Raw genomic sequence first — 16,265 nt, forward strand, 5'->3', positions numbered from 1 at the left:
TTACAGGTTGAAGTTTACAAAGAGATTTGTGAAGATGGCACCATCTTTATCTGGAGACAGGCTGCCATTGTTCATGAACCATCCGTCAACATAGTCGTCACGAGTCCAGAGGTACTTAAATTCAAAGCCAAGTGACATACGTGAAGCAATGCGGAGTTCAGTACCGAGGCCGGTGCTGAAAGCGTGGCGCCACTGATACTTGTCATTGCCGCCGTTATTGAAGTTCTGTGAACGATCATTTACAGCTGCAAATGTTTCGTAAGAGCCGTCAAAGAAATTCTTCAAATCATTACGAATATCCTTTCTTGGACGGATAAAAAATGATCCTGGGAGTGAAGCATAATTATATGCAGCATTGCCGTTCAACACATCCATCTTAGTTTGATAGATCATTGGAGAATATCCAACCAAACCATAGAAAGCAAACTTGCTTGACTTACGATGGAACATGATATTGTTGAAATTGATGATCAAATCCAAGCTTGGAGTGATCATTGTGGTTTTGTAGTTGTGAACATACTTAGACGCATTGGGAGGCAAAGAGCCATAAGTAGAAACCAAAACTGGGTTGTTCAACAAGTTGCCATTGTCACGGTAATCCAAACCTTTTGTTTGGCCATAGTTAATACCTCCACGGAGAGACACTGTATAACCAAGAGCTTTGCGGTAAGAAACGCCGATATTCCAGCCTGGAAGTGGAGGACAGTCAGCATCCAACATAAATAAACCACCGTTTATTGAGAGTTGGCCCATTGCCTTGGGTACTGGAGGGAAGAAGTTAGACTTTGAATTGCTTTTCCACTCGTTGTACTTGGGAAGGTTACGTGAGCTTACTTTGGTTGAATCGAGGTAATCGAGTACTCCGCCCAGCTGGCTAAAACCAGTAGAAACGGCAGCTACTACCAAAACCACTAACAGTGTGAACTTTTTGCTTGCCATAGAAAAATTAGTTGTGATTATAGAATTGCAAGGGGTAATCGGGGGCAAATTTATGCATGTGGGACTAATAAACAAATTTAATCTGCTGTATCTCATCTATTTAATACAGGATTTACAAAGTATGGTCTGGCCAGAAATCATCAGTCTTTTGTCGCAGATAAATCCATTATTTTGCCCCGAAACTTTTTTAATTGGCTGCATACTCCCCGGTAATCGACGCTGAATTGGCTGCCTTTGAAGTAAAATTCAAGGAGGCGGTGAAAAGTCGTGCCCCGCTGCTCGACCGTATTACGCATTATATTATTAACCGCAAAGGTAAGCAACTTCGCCCCCGCTTTGTGTTGCTTTCTGCCAAGCTTTTCGGCCCTATTACCGATGTTTCGTACCGTGCCGCCAGCCTGGTAGAGCTGCTGCACACTGCTACATTGGTACACGATGACGTAGTGGATGAAAGCCTCGAACGCCGGGGTTTTTTCTCTATAAACGCCCTTTGGAAAAATAAAGTCGCCGTTCTTGTTGGTGACTATATGCTCAGCAAAGGCATGCTTATGTCTGTCGACAATGAAGATTTTGAGATTCTCCGCATCATGAGTTCGGCCATCCGTAGCATTATTGAAGGAGAACTGCTTCAACTCGAAAAATCCCGCCGGCTCAACCTGAAAGAAGACGTTTACCTCGAAATTATACGAAGCAAAACCGCATCCCTGCTGGCTTCAGCCTGTGCCGCTGGTGCATGGAGCACCACCCAAAACATGGACATTGCCAACAAAATGCACCGGTTTGGCGAACTCGTGGGCATGGCATTCCAAATGAAAGACGACCTGTTTGACTACGGAACTGATGACGTAGGCAAACCCACAGGTAACGACATCAAAGAGAAAAAGCTTACCCTGCCGCTCATTTATACCATCAATCATGCTCCTGCCGACCTTCGCAGGCAACTCATTTACAGTATAAAAAATGAGAACCGCAAACCCGACCGGGTAAAATGGATCATCGATCAGGTGATTGCAGCCGGAGGAATTGAATACGCCAGCCAAAAAATGGACGAATACCGCTTACAAGCAGCTGCTATTCTCAATGAATTTGAAGATTCGGAAGTAAAGCAAGCCCTGCTGCAATTGGTAGAATATACCACCAACCGTAAATACTAGCCAACTCCTTTTCTTGCCCGCCCCTTACATTTACGCCATGGAAAAGCGTTGGAAGCTGCTGCCCACACATACCGACCAAACGAATGCCTTGCAACAAGCACTCAAGGTGCACCCGGCTATTTGCCGCCTTTTGGTGCAGCGCCATGCCGATTCATTTGACAAAGCCAAAGCCTATTTCCGCCCATCGCTGACCGGCCTTCATGATCCATTTCTGATGAAAGACATGGGCAAAGCGGTTGTGCGTCTTTTACAAGCTTTTGACCAAGGCGAACGCATCATGGTATACGGCGACTACGATGTGGATGGCACCACATCCGTGGCTTGCATGTACCAGTTTCTGCACGACCTTCACCCCAATGTTGAATTTTATATACCACACCGCTATAGGGAAGGCTACGGTGTTTCCAAAGCGGGTATTGATACTGCCATACAAAACGGCGTCACGCTAATTGTTTCGTTAGACTGCGGCATCAAATCGGTCGAGTTGGTGGCTTATGCAAAAGCCAACGGGGTAGACTTTGTGATTTGCGACCACCATATGCCAGATGAAGAAGTACCCGATGCCGTGGCTATTTTAAATGCCAAACAAAAAGACTGCGCATACCCTTTTAAAGAATTGTGCGGTTGTGGTGTAGGCCTCAAACTCATGCAGGCAATTTGCACCCGTCTGCAGCTGCCCGATGAAAAATGGATGCGTTATCTCGATCTGGTGGCCACCGCTATTGCAGCCGATATTGTACCCATGGTTGATGAAAACCGCATCCTAACGTACTTTGGATTGCAGCAGGTAAATAATCATCCCTCTTCCGGCATACAAGCATTAATGCACCTTGCTGAATTGAAAGCGCCGGTACATGTAAACAATCTGGTGTTTGCCATTGCCCCAAGGGTAAATGCAGCAGGCCGCATGGACGATGCCAAAAAAGCAGTCGAACTGTTTATTGAAAAGGACATTGACAAAGCAATGACCATTGCAGAGCAACTGCATTTAGACAATACCGATCGCCGGGAAGCAGACAGCACTATTACAGAAGAGGCGCTGGCCATGATTGAATCCTTCGATGCCAGCGACAATCGCAAAACCACTGTACTCTATCAAAGTCATTGGCACAAAGGCGTAGTGGGTATTGTAGCCAGCCGGCTAATTGATAAATACTATCGCCCTACCATTATCCTCACCAATAGCGGTGATAAAGTTTCTGGCTCAGCCCGCAGTGTCATTGGTTTCAATGTATACGAAGCCATTCATCAATGCAAGGATTTATTGGAAAGCTACGGTGGTCATTTTTACGCTGCCGGCCTCACCATGAAACCGGAAAACGTACCCGCCTTTTGTGCCCGTTTTGAAGAAGTGGTGCAGCGTACAATTGCTGAAGAAATGCTGACGCCCGAAATCACCATAGATACCTGTATCGAGTTTGCCGATATCAATCCGAAGTTTTACAATATTCTCTGTCAAATGGAACCATTTGGCCCGGAAAACATGCGGCCCGTTTTTGTAGCCAAAAATGTATACGAAACAGGTGCTTCCCGCATAGTAAAAGAAACCCATATCAAATTCTCTTTAAAGCAGGGCGCTGTGGTGCTCGATGGCATTGGCTTTGGCATGGCAGAGAAGTTTCCACTGCTGCAGCCCAACCAACCAATCGATGTGGTTTTTACCTTAGATGAAAATGAATGGCAGGGCAACAAACGGATACAATTGCGGGTCCTCGACCTCAAGCCTGCCGGCAGTCTCTATCAGGAATGATGCGTAGAACTTGGGCATACATCCAATACTTTTTTTTCATTGCCCGGCACTGGGATGTCCGGCTGGCAGCGTTTGTGCTGTACCACGAAATAAAAGGAGAGCATAAATACAATACCCGTTCTACCGGTATTGATGAACTCCGCAGCAGTCTTACAGAGCAAGACCTGCAACACGCCAGTATTTACCAACCCGTTAGTTTTTACATAGCAGAACTACTGTTTCAACAGCTGCCGTACCACGTTTTGCATACAGCTTTTTTGGATGCCGGCTGTGGCAAAGGCCGTACCATGGCCATGGCCGCATACCACGGATTTAAGCAGGTTGAAGGCATTGATTTATCCGCCGCCATGATAGCTCATACCAACGCAGCCATCGCAAGCTGGGCTTCATACTACCCTCATGCCAGCTTTCATGCTTGGCAGCAAAATGCGATGTATGTACAAGTGCCCCTGCACACCAGCGTTATCTTTTTATTCAATCCGTTTGACGCTTTTGTAATGCAAGCGTTTGTACAACGGGTAACAGAAAGCTTGCAGCAACAACCCCGTGAAATGTATGTGCTCTACTGCAATTCCTTATACAAAGACATTTGGGAAGCAGCCGGATTTGAAAGCATTTTTCAATCGCAAAAAATGCATTACCTCGAAGGCACTATACTGCGCTATATACCACAATAAAAAAGCCGGCTGCACTTTGCAACCGGCCATATTTTTTACACAGCTTTATTTTATGCTTCAGCAGATGCTGCCTGCTTGCTATCCATGAGTTCTACACTGCGGTGGATGAATGCAGTCAAATCACTTCCCTTGAGCATGCCTTGGCTCAGCAATGCCAGGTCAATCAAATTTTGCGTCAGCTTTTCCTTTTTCGCTTCATTGCCTTCCTGCAAAATTTGCTGGTGAATGGGATGGTTGCCATTCAGCGTAAAGTTTACTTCATCGGGCATGTTGGCGTAAAAACTCATCATTCCGCCACCGCCACTTATAGCTGCCATGTCTTTCATACGACGGCTCCATTCGGGGCGGGTGGCTACCACTGGCGCCGTATCCGGGCTCAGGCCTTTTACTTCTACCACGGCACTTGGATTGGAGAGCTTTCTTTTAAACCACTCTATCAGGTTGGTGCTTTGCTCCTGCGTCAATACGCTTTCGTTCTTTTCGTCTTTGTCAATCAGGTTGTCGGCAATATCGCTGTCTACCCGCACAAACTGCACATCACTCAACTTAGCTTCCATTTGGCCCATCCAGCTGGGGTCTATCAGGTCGTTCAGTTTTACCACGTAGTAGCCCTTACCCTGCGCTGCTTTTACAAACGCATCCTGCTGCACTTCGTCGCTGGTATACAGCACCACGGTTTTCTTGTCCTTGTTTACCTGCAGGCTTTCTACTGCTTTTTTATATTCTTCAATGGTGAGGAAATTTCCGCTGTTGGTATCCTGCATAATCAGGAAGTTCTTGGCCTTGTCGAAGAACTTGTCATCGGTCATCATGCCATACTTCACAAACAAACCGAGACTCTCCCACTTGCTTTCAAAATCGGCCCGGTCGTTACGGAATATTTCATCCAGTTTGTCAGCTACTTTCTTGGTAATGTGGGCGTTGATCTTCTTCACATTCGGATCGCCCTGCAGGTAGCTGCGGCTCACGTTCAGCGGAATATCGGGGCTGTCAATTACACCATGCAGCAACATCAGAAATTCAGGCACGATGTCTTTTACTTCGTCCGTTACAAACACCTGATTGCTGTACAACTGAATCTTGTCTTTCTGTATTTCGTAGCTCTTCTTGATTTTAGGGAAATACAACACACCCGTGAGGTTGAACGGATAGTCAACGTTCAGGTGAATCCAAAACAGCGGCGTTTCGCTAAAGGGTCCGTACAGCTCTTTGTAAAAGTTTTCGTAGTCTTCTTTGCTTAGCTCACTGGGCTTGCGTACCCATGCAGGGTGCGTGTTGTTGATGGGTTTGGCTTCTTCCACCACTTCGGCTTCTTCCACTTCACCCTCAGCCTTATCCTTAACCTCAGCCTTGTCCTCCTTCTTTGCATTCGCATCGCGGAAGAAAATAGGCACAGGCAAAAACTTACAGAACTTTTCGAGGATGCCTTTCAGGCGATATTCATCCAAAAACTCTTCGCTGTCTTTGTCTACATGCAGGCGTATTTCTGTACCCCGTTCAGTGCGTTCTGTTGTTTCTTCCAGTTGATATTCGGGGCTGCCATCGCACTCCCAACGTACGGCCGGTGCATCTTTCCAGCTCTTGGTAAATACTTCCACTTTGTGGGCCACCATAAACGAGCTGTAAAAGCCCAAACCAAAATGCCCGATGATGCTGGCTTCGGCCTGGCCTTTGTATTTCGCCAAAAACTCTTCGGCACTGCTAAACGCCACCTGGTTCAGGTATTTGTCTACCTCTTCGGCGGTCATACCAATGCCCTGATCAATGATGCTGATGGTTTTGTTTTTGGCATCCAGCACCACTTCAATGCGGGGCTCGCCCAGTTCGCCGCTAAACTCGCCAACGCTGGCCAGCGTTTTCAGTTTGCGGGTGGCATCCACGGCGTTGCTCACCAGTTCACGAATAAAAATTTCATGATCGCTGTACAGGAATTTTTTAATGATCGGAAAGATATTTTCCGAACTCACCCGAATGTTTCCGGTCGCCATATTGATACGTGTTTTATGTGAAAATGAAAGCCCGAGCAGGTCGGGAAAATTACCTGCACACACACGGCAAATTCGGTGCCCGCCTGCCTCTGCCTGACAAAGTTTCCCCTCCGGCCGAAAGGCTGTCAGTTTACCGCTACGACCAGCAGACTTGGTGTGACAATCTGCGCAGGTTTTTGGCTCCTCTCCCTCTAGGGAGAGGCAGGGGTGAGGGTCTCACTCTCCGGGCAGCGCAGCCCATCAGCTAAGTAGCAGCACCCAACAAAAAAACACACAAGCCCGAAGGGCTGACAGGATTGTAGAAAAATCCAACAACATGTCTTCTCAACCCCGAAGGGGTGGCATTTTCAATGGCTAAAAAATATATCACCCCTTCGGGGTTTTGAGCACTACAACAACATTTGGCTTTCTATAATCATTGCACCCCTTCGGGGTTGGGGTGATGACAATGCACGGGATTCTTTTACCAGCAACGTCTCTCGCAGAGGACGTTGCGTTTCAATTTATTTTTTCCAACTACGCAACGTCCCTTGCAGGAGACGTTGCTTGCAAGGAGAACGTTTCGATTTACTGCTTCACCAACTTCAGCTGCACTTCATTCAGCTGCAGCAAATAATAGCCCGTAGGCAAGCCCGTTACCGCAGTTTGAATGGCGGGCTGTGTAGCCGCTGCAGCGGTTTTACCTGATGCGAGTAGTTTGCCATCGGCTGTGCGCAAAGCCCACTGCACGGTTTGCACCGCTGCTGGCAGTTGCAATTGCAGCTGGCTCTGCACAGGATTGGGGTAAATGGCATAGCCCTGCGTGGCCTGTACCCGCAAGTTGATGATGTTGCTCAACTGCACCGAACCATCCACATCTACCAACCGCAACCGGTAGCGATAATGGCCAGCCACCAGCGGTCCGTCGTTGAGTTTATATTGCGTGGCCACACTGCTGTTGCCAGCGGCTTTCAACGTAGCCACGGGCACAAATACAGCACTGTTGCCTGCTGCTCTTTCTACTACAAAATGACTGGTGTTTTGCTCTTGTAACGTACGCCATTGCAGCTGCGCCGTTTGCTGCTGCACTTTGCCCTGCAACGGTTGCAGCGTTGCTGGCAATGGCTGGTCGAGTACAAAGCGGGCAAACACCGGCAGGTGGTCGCTGGTGGTGCTGGTGTAGCTGGTTACGTAGGTGCGCGGGTCTTCCACATCGGCACTGCCGCTGATGTATAGGCTATTCATTTCATTGCTCACAAACAAGTGGTCAATCATGCTGTTGCCACTGCCTACAAAGCTGCCTTTGCCGGCTGCACTAAAGCCTCCGGTGAGAGCTGCATAACTGGCCGCATCATCAACAAACGGCTTGTACGGCGACGGCTGCCCCGTGAAGGTTGAGTTGATGGCATCATCATTATAGTCGCCAACAATAATCACCGCATCATTGGCATAATACGCATCCAGTGAGTCTTTCAATACACGGGCATCGTACACCCGGCGGTTGTAATCTTCTGCCGCAGCACTGCCCGATTTGGCATGTATCACTACTACATGCAGCGTACGTTGTGCCCCATTGATATTCGCATTGAACGTAGCCATAAACGGCAAACGTCCACTCGCCCAAAATGCACTGGCACCCTGTGGCGATGGATACGAAGGCAAGGTATTGCTACCACTACGTGCCGCATCATAAATGGTTTCAAACATGGCCCGGCTGCTTACCAAAGTCATGGTGGCAGGGTTGTACAACACCCCTACTTTTTGTGGCGGAAAATTTGGATCGGGTGCATCAAAAGAACGGCTCCATCTTGGAGATAATACCGCTGCATAACCCGGCATTTCACTCAGCAATACATTCCATACCGAGTCGCTGCTGATTTCCTGCACACCCACTACATCAACATTCAATCGATTGATAACGGTCTTGGCATTCTGCTTCTGGGTTTCTTTATACGGTTGTGTTGCTGTGTTGGTACTGTTGCTGCCAAAAAATGTCATGTTCCAGGTGGCTACATCCAGCGTTTCGGTTTTGAGATAAGAGGAAGCAACATACATCGCCAACACACTATCGAGGCCGGTAGCAGTGGCTTTCAAACGGCCGGTATCCCGCAGTTGTTTTTGCAGTGGCGTATAACGCACATACACAGTGGCACCCGCAGCCAGTGAAGCATTGCTCAGCAGCAAACTACTACCAAAACTACTGTTGTCGGCAGAGAGCTGCCAGCCGCTGTTCATACTCAGCGTTACATCGCCAAAGCCTTTACCCGTGAGGGTTACAGCTTGTGCGGGACTGCTGCTGCCCACACTCACTTCACCCAGATTGGCAGCTGCCGGCGAAGCCTGAATATAACTGCTCACGTTAGCTACTTGCACATCATCCAACGTCCAGCGGGCTGCGCCTAATGCCACTGTAGATGTGTATTTAAAAGCGACATACACATGACTGGTTTTGTAGGCACTCAGGTCTATGTTGTCGGATAACGTCCATGTATTGCTGGCAGTGCCGGGCAGGTTGGCAGGCAAGGCTGTCCAGGTGGCTGCGGCGGGGTTGCCGCTACCACTATAGTTGGTGCTAATCAGCACTTGCATGGCAGGACCGTTAAACTCCGTGCGGCTCCAAAAGCGCAACACCGGAATATTGAAACCAGCACTCAAATCAATCGGCGGCGATATCAGCCAGTCTTCATTTTCTATCACACCAGCACTAAAGCCATTCATTTGAATGCCATTGCTGCTGCGGCCAAAGCTGGTGCAGTTCCACACTTGGGCCCCTGTGGTACTATATTGTGTAAAGCCACTGCCGGGCTCACCGGCTACCGTGCAAGTATTGAAATCGAAATTCAAATTGGATGGGTCAAATCCCTGACCCGACAACGTAATTGTTTTTTCTGCAGCGCCGGCACTGTTGTGCGTAATGCTTCCATTGGCAATACCTGCCACGGTGGGCGAAAATTTTACATAAATATTTTTGCCAACGGCTGCTTCAAACATTGTGATGCTGGCAGTGGTTCCAAAAGAAACATTGTCGGTAGAAATGCTGAAAGGAGCTGCAGTTTGCAGGTTTACATTACCCGTAAGGCCAGTACCACTCACAGTGTATTGATGCGCCACACTGGTAGCACCGATGTTGGTGAGTGGTAACGTCAACAGATTGCTGCTGAGTGAAATAACGGGTGTAGAACCTGCGGCGGCAACCGACCCATTGATAATGACATTATCAATACTAAATGTACCTGCACTGCCTTCTGCATTGAAGCCATAAAAGCGAAACGTCAGCGGACCCGTTACATCGGTATGGCCGCTGCTCAGCGTAATCGTGCTGCCAGCATTGGCCGCAGTGCTGGCATCGCTTACCTGAAAAATATTGCCCGACACCACACTCAGGTTCGCATTGCCACTCACACTGGCGGGCAGGTTGGCACTATAGCCATCGGCACTGCTGCGTACCGCATACTGGCGAATGCCCGTACCACTGCGCTGAATGGTAAAACTGATGCTGCTCACACTCAGCGAAAAGCCTGCATTTGGGGTAATAGTGACCTGATAATATTGGCCGGTTTGCAAGCTGCCCGTAAACACATCGCTACCATTGGTGGCGCCGGTTGGCCAGCCCACAAAACTAAAACGCCCCGTTGCGTTGGGGTTGAGGCCCATGCTGTAAGGATTGCCCGTAGCAGGCACAGCAGTAAACTTGTCGAATGTGGCACCGGTAGCTGTAGGTACCGGTGTAGGGTCGGTGTAGCCGCCGCTGCCGCTGGCCACACTGGCAAAATCATAGGTTACAGCAAATGCCTGACTAAAGATGTTCGAAGGCACACACATCATCAGCACAGCTGCCAGTAGCAGCACACGAACAGAAGCGATCATAACAGTTTCCTCATCGGTTTTTTCAGAGCAGCAAAGTAAAGGCCTGGCCAATGGGCAGCTGCATTTTGATGCAGGAATCTGTGCACAATTTGCTGATGCTTCCACAAGTGTGCATCCATCAAAAAAGGCTTCCAGGAATCCATCCTGAAAGCCTTTGTATTGACCTAATTAACCAATCAACTAATTATCCAATCACCCTTCTATTGCCCCTGCGCCAGGCTGTAGGCCTTTTTACCTTCCCACATGTTCAGCAGTTCCAGAGAGCATACTTTGTATTCACTCATCACCCGCTTGTACAGTTCCAGTACATCAATTTGCGTCAGCGGAGAATCATCTTCACTTTCAAAGCGGCAACGGTATTGGTTTACCAGGTTGGTAAATACACTGCCCTTAGGCCATACCTGCGTACCCCGGTTGCTGATGGTAACCAGTTTGAACAGCACACCGGTATGCTGCAGCAACTTGTTGGCCAAATCCGTTGGCTGCTCATTGCTTTCCAGAAAAATATCGACACCAACAATTTGCTCACCGGCCATTTCAGCACTTTCCAGCATGGGGTTTTTTTCCAGCTTAAAATGCGTTGGGGTCATGGGCATATTGGGCAGCACGGGCTTGGCACCATGGGCAGGCAGCTTGCCAATGTTGGCAATGATAGCATTGGCAAACTCCGTTGTATTGACACTGGGAATGCTCTTATCGCCAAAGTCGCCGGTATGAATGCCGCTTTCGAGGGTAAAGAGCAATGCATTTTCAATATGCGCTGCACTTTCCATAAAGCCCAGATGACGCAACATAGCAATGCCGCTCAGCAACAGCGCAGTGGGGTTGGCAATGTTTTTACCCGCAATATCAGGAGCAGTGCCATGCACGGCTTCGAAAATGCAGATATGGTCGCCAATGTTGGCGCTGGGTGCAAAACCCAAACCACCCACCAAACCAGCGCAAAGATCGCTGACGATATCGCCCTGCAGGTTGGTGAGCACCACCACATCAAAGCTGTCGGGGCGGGTTACGAGTTTCATGCAGAGGTCATCTACAATTACATCGTCGGCCTTCAAATCGGGGTATTCTTCAGCCACTTTGTAAAACACTTCCAGGAAGAGGCCGTCGGTAATTTTCATGATATTGGCCTTGTGACCGCAGGTAATGCGGCGGGCACCTTTCTTCTTGGCCATTTCAAAAGCGTAGCGAATCACCTGCTCACTACCGGGGCGGGTAATGAAACGGCGGCTCAGGGCTACGTCGTGGGTGAGCATGTGTTCAATACCACCGTAGGTATCTTCAATGTTTTCACGAACCACGGTTACATCAATGGGGATGCCGGCTTTGCTAAACACGGTATCTACGCCGTGCAGGGTTTGAAACACCCGCTTGTTGGCGTAGGTGTTCCAGGTTTTACGGGCTGTTACGTTTACACTTTTTACGCCTTTGCCCTTGGGGGTTTCCATGGGGCCTTTGAACAGGATGCCCAGTGTTTCGATGGCCTGCTGGGCTTCGGGGGTCATGCCATTGCTATAACCTTTGTCGAACACCCATTTGCCCATGTCGACAAACTCGTATTCCAGCGGTACGCCGGCAGCGTTAAAGATTCCCAACACGGCGTCCATTATTTCCGGACCGATACCATCTCCTTTGGCAACTGCGATTTTCATAAATGAAGCGATTGATAGTTATGTACACGGCCAGCCGGCCGTAAAAAATTGTTGCAAAAGTAAGGATGCCAGCCGCAGCGGCTACGTTAATTTGCGAATGGTTTTTTATAACCGGTGGATGTAAGTTTTGCAACTTTTTTTGCTGGCAAACGTTGAAATTGCCCCTACCTTTCCAATCAGGTAAGCAGTAGCCCATGCATTCATTAATCACACAAGGTGTAGAGATCACCGTTGAAACCTACTACCAGCCGGATTTCAGCAATCCGACACACAATGAGTACATGTTTGCGTACCGCATTACGTTAGAAAATCACAATCCTTTTCCTGTTCAACTCCTGCGCCGCCATTGGGATATTTTCGACAGCAACGGCGAATACCGCGAAGTAGATGGCGACGGCGTGGTGGGCCAGCAACCGGTGCTCAACCCCGGCGAAGTGTTTCGCTATGTAAGTGGCTGCAACCTGCAGTCTGACATGGGCAAAATGCACGGTTTTTATACCATGATGAATTTGCTTTCGCAAAAAGAATTCAGCGTGGATATTCCGGCCTTCGATATGATTGCCCCGTTTAAGGGGAATTGATTTGAAGCTTTACCAGTTCACAAGTTGGGATGATTGTTTGGCATTTTTGCGGCCTTCTCCTACTTCCTCATTTTTTATTTGTTATTCCTTCTTTCTTATTCCTCAAGGCTTATACCCCGCTTGCTCAAAAACCTGCCGGGCAGGCATTTTCATCAGGTCGGGAAATTTGGTGTCGGGAAATTTGGTCAGGTAGGCGTTCACTATTTTCCGGCCTACAAACAAGGCAATGTAACCCGGAGCACCCTCGCCCAGCTCCTGGGTTTTGGGACCATCTTTCAGATAGCCTTGGTTGATGAGCGGATCTTTGCTGTAGAGCAAATCGTTTTTCATGAAGAAGTTCCAGATAAGTGCCTCGTTGGCTTCGCAACCTTTTACCTGCTTGCCGGTGTAACCGAGTTGCAAGCTATCTGCCACATCGGGCAGCAGGCGTTGCAGCAGCGCCATGCGTTTGCCTTTTTCTACCATGTCTTCCAGCAGCGTCAGGCCTTCGGGCTTGTACGGAAAGGCATCTTCAATCAAATTTTTAGTCGCATTCACCAGCATAGTGGCGGGGGTAAAACGGCGGGTTTGATAATCGAAAAACACACCGGCCCGTTTGCCTTCGTCGTACACCTGTGCCTGCTCGCCCAAGTGCAACTGCAGGGCAATGCCCACGCCATTTTGGGTACGCACATCGCCATAATCGCCAATGGCAAACGGCTCATACGCATCCATGGGACTGATGAACGTGGTGATGACAAAGGGCGAATCGGGTTTGTAGCCGGGCACATAATGCTGCAGGTAGCGCAGCACTTCTACCATGTCTTTTTCCAGTTGCGGCAAATGCTGATTGGCCACGCCATTGGCTACCTCGTACACGGGTGTATAGCTGCGCAAAAAAGCCGTGATGGCCGCCAGCGCCTGCGGGTCGCCGGGGTTGATGCCGAGCATGGAGCTCAGGTAGTTTTGTAAAAAACCAGGGTACTGCTGCTGCAATTGGTTGAGGCCGGGCACCAGCTGATTGGTATCCAATGCAAAAAAGGACTGATCAAAACGTTCCGTTTTTACACTGGCCGAAAAAGCGCTGACATCAGGCTTTTGCTGGCCACTGTCACAAGCATACACACCCGCCAGCAGGCTCATCCACAGCATTATTCTTTTTACCATACCGCAAAAGAACGTTGTGTGTTGGAATTTATTGGACAAGGAAAATACAAAGCTGTGGAAAGGCTAATACCTGAACTCGAGGATGCGTTCGTCGTGCATCATTTTGTCTACCAGGCGCAGGTGGCGTTTTTGCGGGCCTTCAACATACCAGCTGCTTTCTACCGTGCCATTGGCCCGGCGGTGGCTGTTGATTTTGTATTGCAACTTTGCCGCTTTCAGCATGTTTTCGATGTGCAGCAAATCGCCCTGATGGCTATGTGTAACGAGATAATAGGTCCGTTGCAAATTCACCCGGTCGATAATGACTTCGAGCTTGGGCAAAAAAGCCATCACCACAAACACAATACCCGTGGCCAGCAAAGCAAACCATGGATGCCCCGCTCCCACGGCCATGCCCAGGGCCGCCGTTACCCAAATACTGGCTGCTGTGGTGAGGCCATGTGCACGGTCGTTGCCTTTGAAAATAACACCGGCACCTACAAAACCAATGCCCACCACAATGTTGGACGCAATGCGTTCTGGCGCCATGCTACTGCCAATCATGGGGCTGAGCATGGTGTACAAACAGGCCCCAATACTGATGAGCATCATGGTACGAAAACCAGCCGACTTGCTGCGGTATTCCCGCTCTGCGCCGATAATGCCGCCTACCAATAAGGCCATCAATAATTGTGACACTTGTTCTCCTGTAATCATGGCGCCAATCGTTGTTGCTGCTTAAAGGTAGCACTACCCGGCCAATGACTGCATCTTGCTACCTTAGCGGCCTATCTTTCAAAAGCATTCATTTGTTGTATTTATGAAAATCGCCATCGCCCAACAGAACTATCACATCGGCAATTTTGCCCGCAATACGCAGCACATTATTGAGGCCATTGAAACAGCCAAAGCTGCAGGCGCAGACCTCGTTCTGTTTAGCGAACTCAGCATCTGTGGCTACCCCGCCCGTGACTTTCTGGAGTTTGATGATTTCATTCATCAATGCCAACAATCACTCTCGCAGATTGCTGCACATTGCAACAGCATAGCTGCACTGGTGGGTGCCCCCGAACGCAACCCCAACCTTAAAGGCAAAGACCTTTTCAATACAGCTTACTTTTTATACGAAGGAAAAGTGCAGCAGGCCATTCATAAAACGTTGCTGCCTACCTACGATGTTTTTGATGAGAACCGCTACTTTGAACCAGCTTACGAATGGAACATTGTACATTTCAAAGGCAGGAAGCTGGCAGTCACCATTTGTGAAGACATCTGGAACCTCGGCGACAATCCGCTGTACCGCATTTGCCCCATGGATGAGCTGATGAAACAGCAACCCGATGTAATGCTCAACCTCAGTGCTTCACCATTCGATTACACGCATGATGAAGACCGCAAAGCCACCATTAAAGCCAATGTGCAGAAGTACAAGCTGCCCATGTTTTACTGCAATGCCGTAGGCAGCCAAACCGAGATTGTGTTTGATGGCGCCAGCCTCGTGTTTGATAAGGATGCCAACCTCTGTGGCCAGCTGCCGATGTTTACCGAATCGCTGCAATACTTTACCCTGCGGGAAGATGGTAGCATAGATGCCCCCATACTGGAACCTGCCAGCCGGGTGCCCGATAAAGAACTGACACCGCATGGCCTGGAAGCCGAACTGAACATTGCACAAATACACGATGCGATTATCCTCGGCATTCAGGATTATTTTGGCAAGATGGGTTTTCAACAAGCCATTGTGGCCAGCAGCGGTGGTATTGACAGTGCGGTTACACTGGCACTGGCCGTACGGGCATTGGGTGCGGCCAATGTGCGGGCCATCCTCATGCCCTCGCAGTACAGCACCGGCCACAGTGTAGACGATGCCGTGCAGCTGAGCCGCAACCTGCAGAACCCTTACGATATTGTTCCCATTAAAAACATTTTCGATCAGTTTACAACAGAGTTGCACCCCTTGTTTGGCAACCTGCCGTTTAATGTAGCAGAAGAAAACATCCAAAGCCGGGTGCGGGGCAATCTGGTGATGGCCATTGCCAATAAGTTTAACTACATACTGCTCAACACCAGCAACAAAAGTGAACTGAGCACCGGCTACGGCACCCTCTACGGCGATATGGCCGGTGGCTTGGGCGTACTGGGCGATTGCTACAAACTGCAGGTGTATGCACTGGCCCGCTACATCAATAAGGATGGAGAAGTGATTCCGGAAAACATCATTACCAAACCACCGAGTGCTGAGCTGCGCCCCGGCCAAAAAGACAGCGACAGCCTGCCGGAATACGATGTGTTCGACCCGCTGCTGTACCAGTATATCGAACGCAGACAGGGGCCAAACGAAATAAAAGCGATGGGCTTTGATGCGGCACTGGTAGACCGGGTGCTGCGCATGGTAAACATCAACGAATACAAACGCAATCAGTTTTGCCCCATCATACGGGTAAGCCCCAAGGCCTTTGGTGTAGGAAGAAGGATGCCGATAGTGGGGAAATATTTAAGCTGATTTTTGGGACGCGGATTTATTGGGACGCGGATGGGAAGGATGGAAGAAGG

Annotated in this window: 11 protein-coding genes; 5 read left to right on the top strand and 6 right to left on the bottom strand. The window is 49.1% G+C overall.

Annotated features, from left to right (window positions below):
• Nucleotides 1–939, bottom strand: coding sequence for a hypothetical protein (locus V7Q13_RS04810; RefSeq protein ID WP_333799544.1), 939 nt, complete (start codon nucleotides 937–939; stop codon nucleotides 1–3).
• A 257-nt stretch (nucleotides 940–1,196) separates the two neighbouring features.
• Between V7Q13_RS04810 and V7Q13_RS04815 the strand changes: the two genes are divergently transcribed.
• From V7Q13_RS04815 to V7Q13_RS04825, 3 genes are read left to right on the top strand one after another with little or no spacing between them, the layout of a single operon-like run.
• Nucleotides 1,197–2,093 carry a polyprenyl synthetase family protein gene (locus tag V7Q13_RS04815; protein ID WP_333799545.1) on the top strand — a complete coding sequence of 299 codons (897 nt, stop codon included), beginning with the start codon at nucleotides 1,197–1,199 and terminating at the stop codon, nucleotides 2,091–2,093.
• A gap of 37 nt (nucleotides 2,094–2,130) precedes the next feature.
• Nucleotides 2,131–3,843, top strand: a complete 1,713-nt coding sequence (gene recJ / locus V7Q13_RS04820) for a single-stranded-DNA-specific exonuclease RecJ (protein WP_333799546.1) — start codon at nucleotides 2,131–2,133, stop codon at nucleotides 3,841–3,843.
• Complete coding sequence (locus V7Q13_RS04825; protein ID WP_333799547.1) at nucleotides 3,840–4,520, top strand: class I SAM-dependent methyltransferase; 681 nt, start codon at nucleotides 3,840–3,842, stop codon at nucleotides 4,518–4,520. Before recJ ends, V7Q13_RS04825 begins: the two co-directional genes overlap by 4 nt.
• Before the next feature lie 50 nt (nucleotides 4,521–4,570).
• On the opposite strand, the gene htpG is transcribed toward V7Q13_RS04825, so the two are convergent.
• The 3 genes from htpG to V7Q13_RS04840 all read right to left on the bottom strand — a co-directional run bounded on the left by htpG (nucleotide 4,571) and on the right by V7Q13_RS04840 (nucleotide 12,006).
• Nucleotides 4,571–6,508: a molecular chaperone HtpG gene (gene htpG, locus V7Q13_RS04830; RefSeq protein WP_333799548.1), complete on the bottom strand. Its 1,938-nt coding sequence runs from the start codon at nucleotides 6,506–6,508 to the stop codon at nucleotides 4,571–4,573.
• A 567-nt stretch (nucleotides 6,509–7,075) separates the two neighbouring features.
• Entirely contained in the window at nucleotides 7,076–10,354 is a 3,279-nt protein-coding gene (locus V7Q13_RS04835; RefSeq protein ID WP_333799549.1) for a choice-of-anchor J domain-containing protein, read from the bottom strand.
• Between the two features lie 200 nt (nucleotides 10,355–10,554).
• Nucleotides 10,555–12,006, bottom strand: a complete 1,452-nt coding sequence (locus V7Q13_RS04840; protein ID WP_333799550.1) for an NADP-dependent isocitrate dehydrogenase — start codon at nucleotides 12,004–12,006, stop codon at nucleotides 10,555–10,557.
• A gap of 194 nt (nucleotides 12,007–12,200) precedes the next feature.
• Here V7Q13_RS04840 and apaG point away from each other — a divergent pair, with 194 nt between their 5' ends.
• Complete coding sequence (gene apaG / locus V7Q13_RS04845; protein WP_333799551.1) at nucleotides 12,201–12,587, top strand: Co2+/Mg2+ efflux protein ApaG; 387 nt, start codon at nucleotides 12,201–12,203, stop codon at nucleotides 12,585–12,587.
• A gap of 102 nt (nucleotides 12,588–12,689) precedes the next feature.
• Here the strand turns inward: apaG and V7Q13_RS04850 are convergent, their stop codons facing one another.
• Together V7Q13_RS04850 and V7Q13_RS04855 are read right to left on the bottom strand one after the other, a co-directional pair.
• Nucleotides 12,690–13,733, bottom strand: a complete 1,044-nt coding sequence (locus tag V7Q13_RS04850) for a gliding motility protein GldB-related protein (RefSeq protein WP_333799552.1) — start codon at nucleotides 13,731–13,733, stop codon at nucleotides 12,690–12,692.
• Nucleotides 13,734–13,796: 63 nt separating this feature from the next.
• Entirely contained in the window at nucleotides 13,797–14,429 is a 633-nt protein-coding gene (locus tag V7Q13_RS04855) for an MgtC/SapB family protein (RefSeq protein WP_333799553.1), read from the bottom strand.
• Between the two features lie 103 nt (nucleotides 14,430–14,532).
• On the opposite strand from V7Q13_RS04855, the gene V7Q13_RS04860 reads away from it, so the two are divergent.
• On the top strand, nucleotides 14,533–16,215 hold the full coding sequence (locus V7Q13_RS04860; protein ID WP_333799554.1) for an NAD+ synthase: 1,683 nt from the start codon (nucleotides 14,533–14,535) through the stop codon (nucleotides 16,213–16,215).
• Nucleotides 16,216–16,265: the final 50 nt, after the last annotated feature.

Source organism: Phnomibacter sp. (assembly GCF_036803085.1).
In the GTDB taxonomy this organism is placed as follows: Bacteria; Bacteroidota; Bacteroidia; order Chitinophagales; family Chitinophagaceae; genus Phnomibacter.

Coding starts and splice junctions, on each gene's coding strand:
- V7Q13_RS04810 (WP_333799544.1), bottom strand. CDS start 939: ATGGCAAGCAAAAAGTTCACACTGTTAGTGGTTTTGGTAGTAGCTGCC.
- recJ (WP_333799546.1), top strand. CDS start 2,131: ATGGAAAAGCGTTGGAAGCTGCTGCCCACACATACCGACCAAACGAAT.
- V7Q13_RS04825 (WP_333799547.1), top strand. CDS start 3,840: ATGATGCGTAGAACTTGGGCATACATCCAATACTTTTTTTTCATTGCC.
- htpG (WP_333799548.1), bottom strand. CDS start 6,508: ATGGCGACCGGAAACATTCGGGTGAGTTCGGAAAATATCTTTCCGATC.
- V7Q13_RS04835 (WP_333799549.1), bottom strand. CDS start 10,354: ATGATCGCTTCTGTTCGTGTGCTGCTACTGGCAGCTGTGCTGATGATG.
- V7Q13_RS04840 (WP_333799550.1), bottom strand. CDS start 12,006: ATGAAAATCGCAGTTGCCAAAGGAGATGGTATCGGTCCGGAAATAATG.
- apaG (WP_333799551.1), top strand. CDS start 12,201: ATGCATTCATTAATCACACAAGGTGTAGAGATCACCGTTGAAACCTAC.
- V7Q13_RS04850 (WP_333799552.1), bottom strand. CDS start 13,733: ATGGTAAAAAGAATAATGCTGTGGATGAGCCTGCTGGCGGGTGTGTAT.
- V7Q13_RS04855 (WP_333799553.1), bottom strand. CDS start 14,429: ATGATTACAGGAGAACAAGTGTCACAATTATTGATGGCCTTATTGGTA.
- V7Q13_RS04860 (WP_333799554.1), top strand. CDS start 14,533: ATGAAAATCGCCATCGCCCAACAGAACTATCACATCGGCAATTTTGCC.